Here is a 15926-nt window from a genome sequence, read left to right on the forward strand (position 1 = left end):
ATGAGGGGCTGGTCACGACTGTCACAAGTCTGTTATACTTATCTTCACACATTGGGGCTGATTCTGGATTCGACGGGATTCGCGAAACCCAAGGTGCATGCCGAGGGGCGGTTGGCCTCGTAAAAAGCCGCAAAAAAATAGTCGCAAACGACGAAAACTACGCTTTAGCAGCTTAATAACCTGCTCAGAGCCCTCTCTCCCTAGCTTCCGCTCTTAAGACGGGGATCAAAGAGAGGTCAAACCCAAAAGAGATCGCGTGGAGGCCCTGCCTGGGGTTGAAACGTTAAAACTAATCAGGCTAGTCTGGTAGTGGCGTGTCCGTCCGCAGGTGCCAGGCGAATGTAAAGACTGACTAAGCATGTAGTACCGAGGATGTAGGAATTTCGGACGCGGGTTCAACTCCCGCCAGCTCCACCAAACATTCATTCATGATGCATCATGAACCTTAAAAAAGCCTGTAACTTCAACGAGTTGCAGGCTTTTTTGTTGCATGTGTGGTCATGATCTCTGTATGAATCTTGAGCATTATGTATCTTGTTTTGCACCGCGTTGCCTGAACGCTAAAAAAACAAGGTGCAAAAACATGCCTAAGGTATTGAAATCACTAACCAATACCGAGATCGCTGCCGCCAAGCCGCAGAAGACCGAGTATATGCTGCGCGATGGCGACGGACTGGCGTTGTTGATTAAGCCATCCGGCAGAAAGATCTGGTACTTCGAATACATTCCCCCGGCGCTGAAAAAACGGACCAAAATCAGCATTGGCCCCTACCCAGTAGTCACCCTCGCCATGGCGCGAGATTTCAGGTTGCAATACCGGCGTTTACTCGTGCAGGGCATCGACCCGCAGGCCCATCTGGAGCAGGTTGCAGAGGAGCAACGACTCCAGAATGAATGCACGCTGGAAAAAGTTGCGGAACAGTGGCTTAAAGAGAAAAAACGGACCAGCGATCTTAGCGAAGATCACGCCAAAGATGTCTGGCGTTCGCTGGAGATGCACGTCTTCCCCTCTCTGGGCAGTACGCCCGTCACCGAGATCCGCCCGAAGATGCTCAAGGAACATCTCACACCGCTGGAAGAACAGGGCATCCTCGAAACGCTGCGGCGAGTTATCTCACGACTCAATGAAATCTTCCGCTTCGCCATCTCCGAAGAGCTCATCGAGTTCAATCCGGCTGACAACCTGGTCGCCCGCTTCAAGAAACCGAAAAAGCAGAATATGCCCGCCCTTCACCCCAGCGAACTGGGCAGGCTAATGCTGGCGCTACAGAACGCCTCTATCCGCAAGGAAACCCGCTGCCTTATCGAATGGGAGCTACTGACCTGGGTTCGCCCCGGCGAGGCCGTCAGCGCCCGCTGGTGCGACATCGATATGAAAAAAGCGGAATGGCGTATCCCCGACATCTTTATGAAGATGAGCCGTTCGCACACGGTGCCGCTCAGCAAACAGGCGCTGCGTGTTCTTCAGATCATGGAGCCCGTCAGCCGCCATCGCCCGTGGGTCTTCCCCAGCATACGCAAACCGCTGGAGCACATGCACCAGCAGACCGCGAACGCCGCGCTTATTCGTATGGGGTTCGGCGGCGAGCTGGTCGCCCACGGCATGCGCAGCATCGCCAGAACGGCGGGCGCAGGTCATTTCCCCCGTGAAGTCCTGGAGTCTGCGCTGGCGCACCAGAAAGAAGACGAGATCGAAGCGGCCTACAACCGCAGCGACTATCTGGAACAAAGGCGACCGCTGATGCAGTGGTGGGGAAACTACGTTGATGCTGCCAGACGGCAGGCATTGCTCGGTGAAGAAGAACCGCTGCGGATCGTGGAAGGAGAGTAATGTGACCAGTCCCATTCGTCAGAATCTGTTTGAACGGGAATGCGATATGCCGCTGCTGGAAGCGCGGCATCTCGCCCTTCTGCTTCTCGGCCTTGATGCTTCCCAACCGGCAAACGCCCTGCCGGAAGAACATCAGGTAAATTACCGTATCCTACACGACGCCATCAGCCGCACCATCAAAGCAACGGGCATGGTCAGCGCCCCGGCTAACAAACGCATGTTCTATGCCGATGAAATGTTCGCGCTGGCCTGGCGGCTTATTGATGACGAACTCACGCCGCCAGAAATTAAGGCCCGCAGCCTGAAGGCGGTGATGAAACTGTCGCGTAACAGTCGTGGCCGCAAGTGGCTGAAAACGCTCGGTGATGATGCACTACCGGACATCACTGCTTCAGCACAACCTTCCCTGCGTGGAATGCATAAGCGCGACAAGGCTCGGGAGAATACAGCCCGACTCTGCTGGCTGCTGGTTCAGCTTCTGGTTGAGGAGACTGACGGACGGTATGGGACGTCTGATAAACCAGCTTCGGATCGGATACTTCGTAAGCTGAAGACGCTGGCTCAGGAGCGGAAATTGCCGTCTGATGGGCTGGGGCGGGGGACGTTTTATGAGGTGTTGAAGATGGGGCGGGAGAGTGAAACGTAGGGATAGACGCTCATTTTTTGAGCCAGCCAATCCTAAAGCTGGTAAGCTTTGTAGGGAAAGTATTTCCTACTCTCGTTAACTTATCGCAAAGTATGGGTTTATGATCAGTTGTCGAATACTACTATTTTAAGCACAATAGGATGTATCTGATTAACTTGGATTTAATGGTATATGGATAATCTTGATAAACTGATGAAGATAGATTGGAAAAAATTGGTGATCACTGACCATTCTTGGATTCAGAGCCAATTAGTCGAGAGAGCGCCATCAGTAGAGAGAAAAATAACCTCTCGATTATTCACCATACCATTTAGTGGCGTAATACAAGAAGCCAATTCATTCATTGAATCATTAGCTGACTCAATAGAACATTATGTTTTTGATAAAACGGCGATTGATATTATGCGACAAAAGGGACAAATACCATTTAGAAAAGCGGCTCAATTTTTCGGTGATACCAACCCCATAAAAGATGGGAAATATGGTGAATTGCTTCTTTATATTCTTTCAGAAGCTATCTTAAACACCCCTATGATTTCTCATAAAATAACAACCCTTACTAATTTAAATGACCAAGTTAAAGGTGGTGATGGTGTTTTTTTTGGTAAATACAGAGATAATATATCCATTCTTATTGGCGAATCAAAAATATATCAAAACTTCAGCGGTGCTTTAGATAGTGCATTTAATTCTTTAGACCGTTTCTCAAAAAATTACTCAAGCGGAGCTCTTTCCCATGAATTGTTTATTGCAAGAAAAAACATAAGTAATAATTTCGATTTTGAAACAATGGAATTAATCTACCAAGCTTTCACTCCTGGCTCTGAAATATATTCAGAATGTATCAAAACTCACCCTGTATTATTAATATTTGAAGATAGCGATATAAAGGAAATAGAGAACAACGCTTTAACAAAATCAGAGGCTGAAAATTTATTTGAAAAATGGTTATCTAACAAAAAAGAAGAAATAAAAATTGCGATCAAGGATAAACTAACTAAGTATCCGGATGTTAAGCCATGTTTCTTAGATTTCTTTCTTATTCCTATGAGTGACGTTGGTAATTTTAAGAAATCATTATATCGTTCTATCCATGGCATTGATTATAAGCCGTAACTTCAGGAGTGCTAATGAGTAGCGGGATTGCAGCAGAGGCATTAGATCACATTGATTTCAAGCGCGTTTTTGATGCGTTGATTAGGAATTTATTCTTAAAAAATAGAGACAGTGACACTGATGTTACTATAGATATAGAAAGCATTAGAAGAGCAACATGGCTGGCCTCATTAGGTTCTTTAGGAGATGAAAGTCAAAAAAGTATTGCAAATGCATTTGGTAGCCTCCTCTATTTATATGACCCGAGCAACGAGCTATATTTGAAAACATGTTATATCCTGCAATCTCGCTCAGGTAATCTTGTATCATCAAAGCACTTAAATGGTTTGTATAAAGAAAATCAAAAATTGCATAATTTTGGTACAACTCTTGACTTTGAGCTTGCAACTCATAGATTTGAATTAGGTAAAGATTTTGATGGTAAAACTATATTTTTCACTCATTATCAGAAATCATTATGGGAGAAGTTGGAATCTGGTGTAAACATTGCGGTTTCTGCACCAACCTCTTCAGGAAAATCGTTTATAATTAAAAAATTTATATTTGATAGAATTCAAAAAAACAAATCAAAATTTTTCGTGTATGTCGTTCCCTCGAAAGCATTAATCAATCAGGTAAGCAATGAACTTTCTAAAGAGTTAAAAGAAAGCGCTTTAGTGCTAACTACGTACAGGGAAGTAGAATGTTTTGATAAAAATATAGTTTATGTGCTTACTCCAGAACGATGCATGAGATTACTGCAAGAGCAAAAAGATTGTTCTCCTTTATTAGTTTTCTTCGATGAAATACAGAATATTGAAGATGGTACACGAGGAAGCGTATATGAGAATGTGATTTATAGAATGACAACAAGCTGGAAGGATTCACAATTTATAATGGCTGGCCCTTATATAGAGAATCTCCACCTTTCCTTGCGTGAGGTAATAGACATAGATTTACTTGAGCATAAAACATTAGCTACACCAGTACTTCAACTCAAGACCGTCCTGACGGTATTTAAAAAATCACAAAGTGTTAAGTATAAAATTATCACCCCCACGGGAAGCATTGTTCAGGGTGATTACGATATAGGCAAAGCTTTATATAGTAAACTATCAAGTTCAAGAGGACAGGCATTAAAATACTTAACCTCAGTATTTCATGAAGATGAACAAAATATAATTTTTTCTCCCAAAAAAAATATGGCAGAGGGATGGGCTCTATCCGTAGCAAACGATGATCAAGATAATCATAAGGTTATTGATAATGAAAAAATCAAAAATCTTTGTTCATTTTTAGAAAGTGAAATACATCCATTATACTCACTAGTTAGATGCATTAAAAAAGGAGTGGCTTTTCATCATGGAGGATTATTAGATGTGGCCAGACTGGAAATAGAAGATTTATTTTCATCTGGTGTAATTAAAAACCTCGTTTGCACTTCAACCTTGCTACAAGGGGTGAATTTACCTGCCGACAGAATTGTTGTTATCTCACCCAAAATAGGAAACTACGAACTCTCTCAATTTGAATTTTTAAACCTCATAGGTCGTGCTGGTCGCATTAACACTTCTTTGTATGGTGAGATATTTTGTATCGAACTTAGCGATGAGGAGTGGGCAGAAGAACGCATAAAAAATGAAGATAAAAAGGAAATTGTATCTTCTGTTTTAAATAAATTAAATGGAAATATTGAATCAGTTATTGACTATATAGGATTGAGTGGCAAGGAAATACTCAACAGCGATGGTGATTATAAACTCTACCCGCTGGTTTTATATTTAAGAAGCCAATATCTTGTCGATAAAAATCATTACTCGAAAATTATAAAAAACTCAAAGTTAAATAAGAAACAAACTGAAGACTTAGAAAATAAACTAGACATTTTTTCTAAAAAAATATCTATCCCTGAAGATTTATTGGCAAGGAATCCTTTTGTTGATCCCTTACTATTAAGTGAGTTCTTTGAACTAATAAAATCTCAGGGAGTTGGTGAATGGATGATTTCAAAATATCCTGGAGGCAAGAGAGAGGCTAAATCACTGGATGATGAATTCAAAAACATGAACTACTACAATCAATATAAAAGCATTATCTCTCGTATGAATGAGATATTTAATATTGAACAAGAGGTGAATTATAAAGATGATGGAAAATCTCGGCGTTATAGGTATTTCGTAAGCATCAACAAATTAGCCTATGACTCTCATAATTGGATGAAAGGCCATAACTATAAATTCTTCATTGATAACATGGTTAAAGATAAGTTAACAAAAAAAGGTTTAGAAATAACAAATAAAAATATTGATAAAATAACTAATTTTGTTACAACTCACATCAACACTAATTTGAACTTTATATTAGTTAAATATTTATCACTTTGGACTGATGTTGTTGGACATTTGATGTCAGAAGAAGAAAAAGAAAAAAACAAATTTTTCCTGAACCTACCTTCCATGCTGGAAATGGGAAGTTATGATCCTTTAGTTCTTGAAATTATGAGTTTTGGCATTAATAGATCTACAGCAATTGAATTAACAAAAAAACAGAGAATAAAAGAGGGTCAATCAGTTGAATTATATTTGAGAACTTACAATATAGCCAAGTTGTCAAGCCTTCATAGGAAGTATTTAGAAAAAGCAGGATTTGGCTCAATTAAATAATTCCCCGGCAGGATATAACTCCTGCCACATTCTTTTAAGCAGTGATTTCTTCATCCATAATCCCATTTAATGTGAAAATCCCTAATATTTTTTGAGAACCGACAATGAGCGAAGCATAGCTGTGAAAGAATTGCCTATACTTTGTGCGCTAATATGTTTGTAGTCGTACGTTGCCATCCATTAACTTAATCCTCTCTTGCTCATCTAAGATTTTAAAGCAATAACTTCAATCATTTTCAATGAATTAAATGGTTTTGACGACAATGAATTTACTTCCGGACTCATTACTTTCTATCCGGACTCCACTTTTTCACCCGGACCTATACCTCCCCTTCCCTTTCCGCGCTATAACCGCTCCGACACTCTGTTCCCGTGAGGTGCAATCATGAAAACCCGTGCTGACAGTAACGATGCTTTTCCCGAAAGCGGCAACGTGCGTATGCGGCAGGTGGTCCAGTTTCTGGCGATGAGCGAATCGTCGGTTTACCGCCTGATTAAAAACACCGACTTTCCCCGCCCCGTCCACCTCTCTTCCCGACTGGTGGTTTTCGATGCCGCTGAAATTCGTCAGTGGCAACAGCGCCGCACCGCCATCCGTTAATCCACGCTCAGGGATGAGCCGACCGATACCCCATCATGAAACGCGCGCCCTTTCTCTGTAAGCAGTCTCCGGACCGCACGCTCGAAGTGGTAATCCTTGCCGGAAGCTAGGCATGGGAGACCTCACGCGTATGGCGAAAAGATCCCGACCGGGAAGATGATGTTCCCCCGGTGGTACTCGGCCCGGATGAACTGGCCGATCTGGACAACCTGACCATAATCAGGCCCGACACGCTCTACGTCCGGGTATTTCGAACCGGCGATATCCGCGAAGAGGAGTTGCTGAAAATCGCCGTAAAACTGGCGCACGCGGGTGTGCAGATGGCCCGGCTGATGAGCCCTGACGGTGAGTTGCTGGAGAACTGGACCGGACAGCTCGCACGCCTGCGGCAGGAAAGGCCTTCTGACATCCTGCCGGATCACTTCCGCCTCGATGAAGAAGCGCTGTGGTTTGACAAGCTCACCGAACGGCGCGACGGTGAAAGCGACGTCCAGCCCCAGCGCATCTGTTCCCCTCTGCGTGTCACCGCCATCACCTGCGACAGCCATGACGGCAGCTATGGCCGCCTGCTGGAATGGCACACCACCACCGGGCAGTTGCGGCGCTGGGCCATGCCGATGGCGATGCTCAGCGGTAACGGCGAGGAGCTGCGGCGCATCCTGCTGGAGAACGGCCTGACCTATATCTCCACCCGCCCCGCCCTGCGCAGCCTGCTGTGCGAGTACATCTCGCGGTCACTCCCCGGACGCCGGGTCACCTGCGTGGAGAAAACCGGCTGGCACTGCGGGGTGTACGTGTTGCCGGATGAAGTTATCGGTCCCGGTGGCGACAATGTCATTCTTCAGGGCAGCCACTACCTGACTGGCGGCTTTGCGCAGGCCGGTACGCTGGCGGAATGGCAGGAGCAGGTCGCCGCACTCTGTGCAGACAATTCACGGCTGGTCTTTGCCGTCTGCTGTGCGCTGGCCGCCCCGCTACTGCGCCTGATCGGCACGGGTGGCGGAGGCTTTCACCTACGCGGTGAGTCCACCGACGGTAAAACCACGGTGATGAAAGTGGCCGCTTCCGTCTGTGGCGGGACGGATTACTGGCTCTCCTGGCGGGCCACCGGGAATGCGCTGGAAGGAATTGCCAGTCGCCACAACGATGCCCTGCTGCCGCTCGATGAACTGCGCGAAGTGGACCCGCGTGAAGCCGGGATAATTGCCTATATGCTGGCGAACGGCCAGGGCAAGGGGCGTGCCCGCACCGACGGTGAAGTACGTAACCGCAGGCACTGGACGCTGCTGCTGTTCTCCACCGGGGAACTGTCGCTGGCGGAACATACCGAACGCGCCGGGGAGCGCCTCTACGCCGGAATGGACGTGCGCATGGTACAAATCCCCAGCGACACCGGGCAGCATGGGGCGTTTGAGCAGCTACATGGCTTTGCCAGCGGCCAGCAGTTCGCCGATGCCCTATGCGACCGTGTCGCCCGCTTCCACGGCACCGCCTTTCGTGCCTGGCTGGCTTTCCTCACCAGCGACCTGGACGCCAGCACCACGCTGGCAAGAGAGCTACTTCGCCACTACCAGACCGCCCTGATGCCGGACAACGCAGGAAACCAGGTGCAGCGCATCGTGGCCCGTTTTGCCCTGCTGGCGGTGGCCGGAGAGATGGCAACGTTGCACGGCATCACGGGCTGGGAGGAAGGCACGGCGTATGAGGCGGTCCGGATCTGCCTGCACGCCTGGCTGAACGAGCGCGGACATATCGCCAACCAGGAGGATGAAGGCGTGCTGGCGCAGATCAAGCGGTTCATCACCGCGCACCAGTACAGCCGCTTTGCCTCGTGGGATGGCCCGGACCGCCCGCTTAATATGGTGGGCTTTCGCCGGGTGGAAAAAGATCCACTGACGGGCGAGGAACACACGTTGTTCTTTATCCTGCCGGAAGGCTGGCGGGAAATGTGCCGGGGCTTCAGTCCCGCCAGAGCGGCTAGGTTATGTCAGGAAGCAGAATGCCTGCTGTCCGGCAGCGACGGGAAATACCAGTCGCAGGTTCGCCTGCCGGAGATCGGCAAAGCCAGAGTCTACCGTCTTACCTCCCGCATCCTCAGTATCTGAGTGCAGTCTCGAGTGTCTTAAAAAAAGGTGGTACAGGGTGGGACAAGTGGTACACGCAGAGCTGGCGCGGGTTACAGCGTCCCATCTTAGAGAATTTGGTTTAAAAAAAGTGGTACAGGGTGGGACAGCCGTTGCTGAATCTGTCCCACTTTTCAGACTGGCATTTTTCAGGTGGTACAGCGCAAAGCCACGGCTGGTGCGGTTGTACCACTTGTCCCACCTGTACCACCTCAAAAACAGAAGGAATGAAAATGGCGAAAAGGGACTGCAAAGGCTAAGGCTAAAAGGAAGGGAGAATAAGGGGAACGGGCTTGCCCTTAAATGAACATGAAATACATCCCTAACTATAAATCACATCAAATATGTCAACTAATTAAAGCTCTGAGATTTTTAAACCTATTAAAACCCCACTTACCAGACCAGAATTAACATAAGATACTCTAGTTATATTCGAATGATTGTGATTTTTAATAAAACTGACAGTTCTTCTTTCTGATGATATTTCATCTTGTATTGCTGACGATAATATCTCATCATTCATAACGAAACCAATCTGATTTTTAATCAATGATTTCTCCGACTGAGTATCTTTGAAAAAAACAGAAGAATCATGATTTATTACTTTGTATTTCTCATCCTCTGAAGTAAAAGCCTTAATAAAACCAGAAAATTTATGCCCCCCAGATTCAAACTGAATCTCTCTTTTTTCACAAGTAAAACCATATGAATAAATAATAAAATCGTGTTCAAAACCTCCATTTAAAATTCGTAAATTTTCATGACATCTATATACAATCTCATATATACCAGGATTTTTAAACTCTTTATCCTTATAAATCTCCCTGTACGATACTTTACTTTCCTCTATTTCATTAATAATGAAATCATAATCAACTAAAACAATTGAACGAGATGGTAAATAAAATATTTCGTTTGATTTGTTTTTTCGCGCAAGTTGCATCTTATTTTCGCGAAAAGAGTCCAACTCATCCCATGTTTTATTATAATTAGTCAGTAAATCATCGATGCATTTAATAATGTAATATTGCAACCGCCCTAGCAATGAACTTATTTCATCATCAGTAAGGATGTCCTCTAACTGCTTACCTACATGAATAATTTGCGTACGATAACCATCATTATTGTCACCACTTGTGTAAAGTTTGAACTCTTCTGCCAGTCTCGTTTCATCATAACTATTAACTACAAGATGCTGGGCTATCTTTGTACGTACTTTTTTAAATTGTTCATAAGTTAGCGGATATGCAATAAATTCAAACAACCTCATAAACTCTATAAATTTATCTGTGTTCCCAGTATTTTCCAATGCATTGGAAAATAAATGTAACGACCGCATCGCCACATTCCCAGTTATATTAATATCTGGTTTAAAAATAGATAAATCGCGTAAAAATGTCATATCATCAATCGTTACTCCTTTCGTAGAACTTAGTACATTTCCATAAATATCAGATTTAACAATTCTCGAAAATAGTCCATGCTGGGATACCATTGCTAAAAGAGTATTTCCATTTTTCAATTGTCCTACACGACCTATCATCGTCTTTTTATCATTAACATCACAAAACCTCAACCTTATAAAGTCTACAATCCCCCGTGTTTTATTTATTGCTTTACGTAGAATTTCTTTATCTGAACCAATATTGCCGGGATACTCAGAATACGAACAATCTTTTATGACAATAGTAACACAATTTGAAATCTCAGATAAGTAACCCTCTACTTCTTCTTTTTGCTCATTGGAGTCATAGTACACATTATCAAATCCTTTTGACAATTTAAAATATCCCTTTGGATAAATAGAAACATTCCCCAAAAAAAAGACATCGTTAATATCAAGGTACTCAACTGGTAATATGTAAATATACGAAAACTCATCATCTGAGAATAGTTTTTCTATTTTTTCCATATATCCCTCATCAATAAAAGAATAAATCCGTTATAAAATCAACAATTTTTTTTGGTACATAACTCATTGTAAAGTTTTAAAATTTCTTCAGCAAATCCATCGTCTACAGTATAAAAATAACACTCCGGCACATTCAGCACTCTGGCAAACTCACACACCAGCTCAAACGTCGGCTTATGCGTACCATTTTCATAATGAGACAAACGCGAATAAGCCGTAGCCTCTTCTATACCAGCGAGTACACCAAGCTTTTCCTGGGTTAGCTTTGCTCGCAAACGAGCTTCTTTTAGTCTTTTGGGGATCATACCGTGTGTCCTGTAAGGATTTCACGGTAATCTTTAGCATTGCTCAAGTTCTTTTATCTTTAGACTTCATAAAGATAGATAACCATAACATCAAAGGGAGCGTTAACAAGACCAATTAACTTAAGCGCACCTTTTTCCACTGAACTCGTTTTCCACCGTAAAGTTTCAGCATTGCATCAGCGAAGCTGTCATCCCGAGTGTAGAAGTAGCCTTCAGGGACATTGAGCACTTCAGCAAATCGACAAACCAGTTCGAATTTAGGTTTATGCCTGCCACTTTCGTAATGTGACATTCGCGAATAGCCCGTTTCTTCTGAAATGCCTGCTGCAATAGCCAATTCCTCTTGCGACATATCGGCTAACTCTCTCGCAATCCTAAGACGCTTCGGAACCATAACCCTGTCCTGTTAGTGGTTATATTGACAGCATCTTTAGCATTCCTTAAGATGAGTTATCTTTAGACTTCCTAAAGGATATATAACGGATTGTCTTAACTGGTTTTCAGACCTGAGAGAGGCAAACAGAATGACTAAAAAAGACTGGCACCCCGCCGACATCATTGCTGCCTTACACAAGCGCGGCACCAGTCTGGCGAAACTGTCGCGGGAAGCGGGACTGGCCTCGTCAACGCTGTCGAATACCCTGACGCGCCCGTGGCCTAAAGGTGAATGGCTGATTGCCATCGCGCTGAAGGTACACCCGTCAGAGATCTGGCCGAGCCGTTACCTCAACACTGGAAACAAACGCGAACCCAGAAAACCGCTTTACCCCATGACAACAACCGACAACTCCGGGACATAACGACCCGCGCTGTGAGTGGCAGGACGCATTAACCAACGATACCTGACAGGAGAGTTGTTTATGCACACCGAACCACAACCATGCACCATCGCATTGAGTACAGGAGGCCGCCATGTTTCTGGTCTCCCTGGCTGAAGGCTTTATCCACCTGTTCCAGGCCGCAGGCAAAATCTTCCTCGACATGATGACCGGGCTAATCCCGATGCTCATCTGCCTGCTGCTGGCCATCAACTTCCTGATGAAGCTGGTCGGCACCGTCAGAATGGAGAAAGTCGCCGTCCTGCTCGGCCGCTCACGCATCCTCACCTACGGCGTGCTGCCGGTGCTCGGCTGGTTTTTTATGAGCAGCCCCGGCGCGCTCACTTTAGGCAAACTCCTGCCCGAAAAGAGCAAGCCCGGCTATGAGGATGCGCTCGGCACCACCGCCCATCCGCTCACCAGCCTGTTTCCCCACGTGGTGCCCTCGGAGCTGTTCGTCTGGCTCGGCGTCGCCGCCGGGGTTAAGGCGCTCGGCCTGCCCGTCACCTCGCTGGCGCTGCGTTATATCGCTGCCGCCATGTTGATTGGTTTAATCCGCGGGATTATCACCGAGTACCTGTTCCTGCGGCTCAGCAAGCGGGGGAATGCGCCATGATGATTTACTGCGCACGTATTACTGCCATCGGGCTGTTTGTCGCCGACGGCCTCACCGACAAAATGCTCATCACCTTCGACAGCAACGGGCCGAAGGACTGCCTCGATTACTCCCTGTCGCTGGAGCCGTCGTTCCGGGAAGAGAGCCTGATGATACTCCCCGGCGACCGCCTGCTGCTGGCGGGTCACGACTATCTGGTGACTGCCGTCGGCAAGGGGGCACAGCAGGCGCTGTTTGAACTCGGCCACCTGACGCTGGTGTTCAATGGTGACCTGAATCCCTGCCACGTCGGCGCGGTTCATCTCTCCGGCCCGGTGCCAAACCTGCGTGACCTGCACGGCAATCTGGTGATTGAGGAGGGGCGGCCATGAACACGGTACTTATTCCCCCCGGCCCCGGCGGATACGGTAAAGGGCTGTGGCTGCCTGTTGGCAGTGGCAAAAAGGTGCTGTCGCTGACCGGGCGGGAAATCCATCCGGTTGCGATAGAAATTGGCGCACTCACCGAATCGGAAATCGTCAACGGCTTCTCAGACATTCCGCCGGATAACGACATCCTGTGCGTGGTGATTAACTGTGCCGGGTCCCTGCGCTGCGGCCTGTATCCGCAGAAGAGCATCCCGACCATCAACGTACTCCCCACCTGGCGGGCAGGACCGCTGGCGCACTTTATTACCGAAGAGAACTACGTCTCCGGCGTGACGATGGAACAGCTGGTTCTGGTGGATACTGTCGAGGCCCCGGACGGCAGGTCAGAGGTAACCACAGAGCCTGCGCCACGGGTCATCACCACACCGCCACCTCCGCGTGGCGCGGAGAAACTGGTGCACATGGTCGAACAGACCGGCACTGCCGTCGGCCACGTTATCGCCCTGCTGTTCGCCGCCAGCCGTGAAGCGGTGGACGTGTCGCTGCGCAACGTTATCCCGTTTATGGCCTTTGTCTCACTGCTGATTGCCCTGGTGCAGGAAACCGCACTCGGCAGCCTGATTGCCCACGCCCTGACGCCGCTGGCGAACTCGCTGTGGGGACTGGTGCTGCTGTCGCTCATCTGCGGCATTCCGTTCCTCTCCCCGGTACTCGGGCCGGGCGCGGCCATCTCGCAGGTGATTGGCGTGATGATAGGCACACAGATTGGCGCAGGGGCGATATCTCCGGCCTTCGCCCTGCCTGCCCTGTTCGCCATCAACGTGCAGGTCGGCTGCGACTTTGTCCCGGTGGGACTTTCCATGCAGGAGGCGAAACCGGAGACCATCGCAAAAGGTGTACCCGCCTTTCTGCTCTCGCGTCAGTTAACCGGACCGCTGGCCGTCATCATCGGCTGGCTGTTTTCCCTGGGCTTATTCTGAGGACTCACTAATGAACAAAATCAGAGCCGCCGTGGTCGGCGCGGGTATCTACGGCAAACACCACATGAACGCGTACCGCCATAACCCAGACACGGTACTGGTCGCCATCTGCGACACCGACACAGAGCGCTGCGATGACCTTGCCATGGCCTGCGGCGTAATCGGCTATACCCGGCTGGATGTCCTGCTGCAGGAGGAAGCCGTCGATGTGGTCTCTGTCGCGACACCCGACCCGTACCACACCGAATCCATCCTCACCGCCCTGCGCCACGGCAAACATGTGCTGGCGGAAAAGCCGCTCGCCACCTCGGTACGCGAGTGCGAGCTTATCGTGGAGATGGCGCAGCAGCGTGGCCTGCTGGTCGGCGTCGATTTCCACAAGCGCTGGGACCCGGCGGTGATGCGCATCAAAACCGAGCTTGAGAGGCCCGAGACCGGGCGCATCCTGCGCGGGCATATCAGCATGGACGACGTAATCAGCGTACCGACGGAGTGGCTGGACTGGGCGGGCGCAAGCTCCCCGGTGTGGTTTCTCGGCTCACACTGCTTTGACCTTGTGCGCCATTTTTCCGGTCAGGAAGTGGTGTCGGTGTACGCCGTCGGGCAGAAGCGGCTCATGGTCGAAAGTGGCCTCGACACCTTTGACAGCGTGCAGAGCCTGCTGACAATGGCCGACGGCAGTTCATGGGTGGTGGAAAACTCGTGGGTGCTGCCGGAAGGCTTTCCAAAAGACAACGACGGGCGCATCGATATTCTCTGCGAGGCAACCTATATCCGCAGCACCTCGCAGCATCGCGGACTGGAAATCATCACACCGGGCATGACGCTCACGCCCAACAGCTATTTCATCAACTACCGCAACGGCGTTGCCAGCGGTTTCGGTATCGACCCGATCAATGACTTTGTTCACTCCGTCAGACATAAAGCACCGTACCCGGTCACCGCGATGGACGGACTGGCGGTCAGCCGGGTTTGTGAGGCAGTGCACCGCAGCCTGGAAAGCGGCAAACCTGAACGCCCGATAAAGCCATAACTTCAAGGGCTGTACCTGTCTGCTATGCCAGACTGGTAAAGCCCTTAACCCAGCAAACCAGTCAAAGCACAGGAATGATTTGAAAGCATGGTCAGCTTTGAGCGAGAAGCAGAAGTTTCTGCTTAGTTATTTATATTATTGGTGATTTAATTCCCACTCAATACATGATTTCATCATAGGAATAAACCTCTCACAAGATGATGAAAACACCTCAACAAATTTTAATTTGTAACTTTCCGGAACATACCAATCTTGAGGGATGCTATCTGCGATGGATTGATAAAACTCAACAGGTATTTCACAAATTTTATCCATCCATGATTTATACTCTTCTGCAGAATGCAAAATTCCGCGATGATATGGCGATGATTCAATGAACAATTTATTTTCTGTCCATATAAGACCATCTTCCCCCCATGCCTCACAATTATCATCCTCAAAGGCTATTCCAGCATCCATGAATAGCAGTTCGCCATTTAACAATTTGCAAGTATCATTTTTTACATCACCTATTGATAGCCAATTATCAAATATTGATTTGCCATAGAGATTTTTTATTTGGTTATTACTGAATTGATAACCCTCAGGCAACTCTTCTAGATTATGCATGAACTCATATGCAATAAAATGAGAAGTTGATACATTTAGTTCACTCTTTACACTTTCTGAAAACTGAACTAGATGGCCCTTTGGCCAAGGTAAACCTATCTTCTCAGCTAATTTAAAAGCTACTAATTCATTAAATAACGCATTTGTTTCATGACCGGACTTGCTGAAATATGTTTTTACAAACCAATCATTGCCTAACTCATCAACACCAATAAAAGGATTGGAGTGATTTGTGGATTTTTCCAGTTTATCTTTAATGGAATTAATTATAATCACGGTAACCTTCAATAGAAACAATAAAATATGGTGCGAAGTATAATTGTATA

Annotated in this window: 14 protein-coding genes, 1 other RNA gene and 1 pseudogene; 12 read left to right on the top strand and 4 right to left on the bottom strand. The window is 47.1% G+C overall.

Annotation, left to right across the window (positions count from 1 at the left end; translation table 11 throughout):
- Positions 1 to 53 precede the first annotated feature (53 nt).
- From ssrA to CSE01S_RS11460, 7 genes and pseudogenes are all read left to right on the top strand, one after another.
- Positions 54 to 417: a transfer-messenger RNA gene (gene ssrA, locus CSE01S_RS22310) on the top strand.
- A 166-nt stretch (positions 418 to 583) separates the two neighbouring features.
- Positions 584 to 1831, top strand: a complete 1248-nt coding sequence (locus CSE01S_RS11435) for an integrase domain-containing protein (protein WP_042288313.1) — start codon at positions 584 to 586, stop codon at positions 1829 to 1831.
- A gap of 1 nt (position 1832) precedes the next feature.
- The gene (locus CSE01S_RS11440) at positions 1833 to 2477 is read left to right on the top strand and encodes a hypothetical protein (protein ID WP_042288316.1); all 645 of its coding nucleotides are present in this window, start codon (positions 1833 to 1835) and stop codon (positions 2475 to 2477) included.
- A gap of 171 nt (positions 2478 to 2648) precedes the next feature.
- Positions 2649 to 3593: a HamA C-terminal domain-containing protein gene (locus tag CSE01S_RS11445; protein WP_042288319.1), complete on the top strand. Its 945-nt coding sequence runs from the start codon at positions 2649 to 2651 to the stop codon at positions 3591 to 3593.
- 14 nt (positions 3594 to 3607) lie between these two features.
- Positions 3608 to 6235, top strand: coding sequence for a DEAD/DEAH box helicase (locus tag CSE01S_RS11450; RefSeq protein ID WP_042288322.1), 2628 nt, complete (start codon positions 3608 to 3610; stop codon positions 6233 to 6235).
- 385 nt (positions 6236 to 6620) lie between these two features.
- The gene (locus CSE01S_RS11455) at positions 6621 to 6836 is read left to right on the top strand and encodes an AlpA family transcriptional regulator (RefSeq protein WP_006687292.1); all 216 of its coding nucleotides are present in this window, start codon (positions 6621 to 6623) and stop codon (positions 6834 to 6836) included.
- Between the two features lie 35 nt (positions 6837 to 6871).
- Positions 6872 to 8941, top strand: a pseudogene (locus tag CSE01S_RS11460) (DUF927 domain-containing protein).
- Between the two features lie 373 nt (positions 8942 to 9314).
- On the opposite strand, the gene CSE01S_RS11470 reads toward CSE01S_RS11460, so the two are convergent.
- The 3 genes from CSE01S_RS11470 to CSE01S_RS11480 form a co-directional block, all read right to left on the bottom strand.
- Positions 9315 to 10871, bottom strand: coding sequence for a hypothetical protein (locus tag CSE01S_RS11470; RefSeq protein WP_042288330.1), 1557 nt, complete (start codon positions 10869 to 10871; stop codon positions 9315 to 9317).
- 38 nt (positions 10872 to 10909) lie between these two features.
- Entirely contained in the window at positions 10910 to 11176 is a 267-nt protein-coding gene (locus CSE01S_RS11475) for a helix-turn-helix domain-containing protein (RefSeq protein WP_042288332.1), read from the bottom strand.
- Positions 11177 to 11291: 115 nt separating this feature from the next.
- The gene (locus CSE01S_RS11480; RefSeq protein WP_042288334.1) at positions 11292 to 11570 is read right to left on the bottom strand and encodes a helix-turn-helix domain-containing protein; all 279 of its coding nucleotides are present in this window, start codon (positions 11568 to 11570) and stop codon (positions 11292 to 11294) included.
- 130 nt (positions 11571 to 11700) lie between these two features.
- Here CSE01S_RS11480 and CSE01S_RS11485 point away from each other — a divergent pair, with 130 nt between their 5' ends.
- The 5 genes from CSE01S_RS11485 (at position 11701) to CSE01S_RS11505 (ending at position 14991) form a co-directional block, all read left to right on the top strand.
- Complete coding sequence (locus tag CSE01S_RS11485) at positions 11701 to 11976, top strand: helix-turn-helix domain-containing protein (RefSeq protein WP_042288337.1); 276 nt, start codon at positions 11701 to 11703, stop codon at positions 11974 to 11976.
- 112 nt (positions 11977 to 12088) lie between these two features.
- A complete protein-coding gene (gene srlA, locus CSE01S_RS11490; protein ID WP_042288340.1) occupies positions 12089 to 12610 on the top strand; it encodes a PTS glucitol/sorbitol transporter subunit IIC in 522 nt (173 codons plus the stop codon).
- Positions 12607 to 12981: a PTS glucitol/sorbitol transporter subunit IIA gene (locus CSE01S_RS11495; RefSeq protein WP_032724041.1), complete on the top strand. Its 375-nt coding sequence runs from the start codon at positions 12607 to 12609 to the stop codon at positions 12979 to 12981. Before srlA ends, CSE01S_RS11495 begins: the two co-directional genes overlap by 4 nt.
- The gene (gene srlE, locus CSE01S_RS11500) at positions 12978 to 13958 is read left to right on the top strand and encodes a PTS glucitol/sorbitol transporter subunit IIB (protein WP_042288345.1); all 981 of its coding nucleotides are present in this window, start codon (positions 12978 to 12980) and stop codon (positions 13956 to 13958) included. Before CSE01S_RS11495 ends, srlE begins: the two co-directional genes overlap by 4 nt.
- Before the next feature lie 10 nt (positions 13959 to 13968).
- The gene (locus CSE01S_RS11505) at positions 13969 to 14991 is read left to right on the top strand and encodes a Gfo/Idh/MocA family protein (RefSeq protein WP_042288348.1); all 1023 of its coding nucleotides are present in this window, start codon (positions 13969 to 13971) and stop codon (positions 14989 to 14991) included.
- A 135-nt stretch (positions 14992 to 15126) separates the two neighbouring features.
- On the opposite strand, the gene CSE01S_RS11510 is transcribed toward CSE01S_RS11505, so the two are convergent.
- The gene (locus tag CSE01S_RS11510; protein ID WP_148365403.1) at positions 15127 to 15876 is read right to left on the bottom strand and encodes a HipA family kinase; all 750 of its coding nucleotides are present in this window, start codon (positions 15874 to 15876) and stop codon (positions 15127 to 15129) included.
- Positions 15877 to 15926: the final 50 nt, after the last annotated feature.

This window comes from Citrobacter sedlakii NBRC 105722, from assembly GCF_000759835.1.
In the GTDB taxonomy this organism is placed as follows: Bacteria; Pseudomonadota; Gammaproteobacteria; order Enterobacterales; family Enterobacteriaceae; genus Citrobacter_A; species Citrobacter_A sedlakii.

Bases quoted from the DNA above. Each gene is read 5' to 3' on its own strand.
- CSE01S_RS11495 (WP_032724041.1), top strand. From the start codon at position 12,607: ATGATGATTTACTGCGCACGTATTACTGCCATCGGGCTGTTTGTCGCC.
- CSE01S_RS11505 (WP_042288348.1), top strand. From the start codon at position 13,969: ATGAACAAAATCAGAGCCGCCGTGGTCGGCGCGGGTATCTACGGCAAA.
- CSE01S_RS11470 (WP_042288330.1), bottom strand. From the start codon at position 10,871: ATGGAAAAAATAGAAAAACTATTCTCAGATGATGAGTTTTCGTATATT.
- CSE01S_RS11435 (WP_042288313.1), top strand. From the start codon at position 584: ATGCCTAAGGTATTGAAATCACTAACCAATACCGAGATCGCTGCCGCC.
- srlA (WP_042288340.1), top strand. From the start codon at position 12,089: ATGTTTCTGGTCTCCCTGGCTGAAGGCTTTATCCACCTGTTCCAGGCC.
- srlE (WP_042288345.1), top strand. From the start codon at position 12,978: ATGAACACGGTACTTATTCCCCCCGGCCCCGGCGGATACGGTAAAGGG.
- CSE01S_RS11445 (WP_042288319.1), top strand. From the start codon at position 2,649: ATGGATAATCTTGATAAACTGATGAAGATAGATTGGAAAAAATTGGTG.
- CSE01S_RS11455 (WP_006687292.1), top strand. From the start codon at position 6,621: ATGAAAACCCGTGCTGACAGTAACGATGCTTTTCCCGAAAGCGGCAAC.
- CSE01S_RS11475 (WP_042288332.1), bottom strand. From the start codon at position 11,176: ATGATCCCCAAAAGACTAAAAGAAGCTCGTTTGCGAGCAAAGCTAACC.
- CSE01S_RS11485 (WP_042288337.1), top strand. From the start codon at position 11,701: ATGACTAAAAAAGACTGGCACCCCGCCGACATCATTGCTGCCTTACAC.
- CSE01S_RS11480 (WP_042288334.1), bottom strand. From the start codon at position 11,570: ATGGTTCCGAAGCGTCTTAGGATTGCGAGAGAGTTAGCCGATATGTCG.
- CSE01S_RS11450 (WP_042288322.1), top strand. From the start codon at position 3,608: ATGAGTAGCGGGATTGCAGCAGAGGCATTAGATCACATTGATTTCAAG.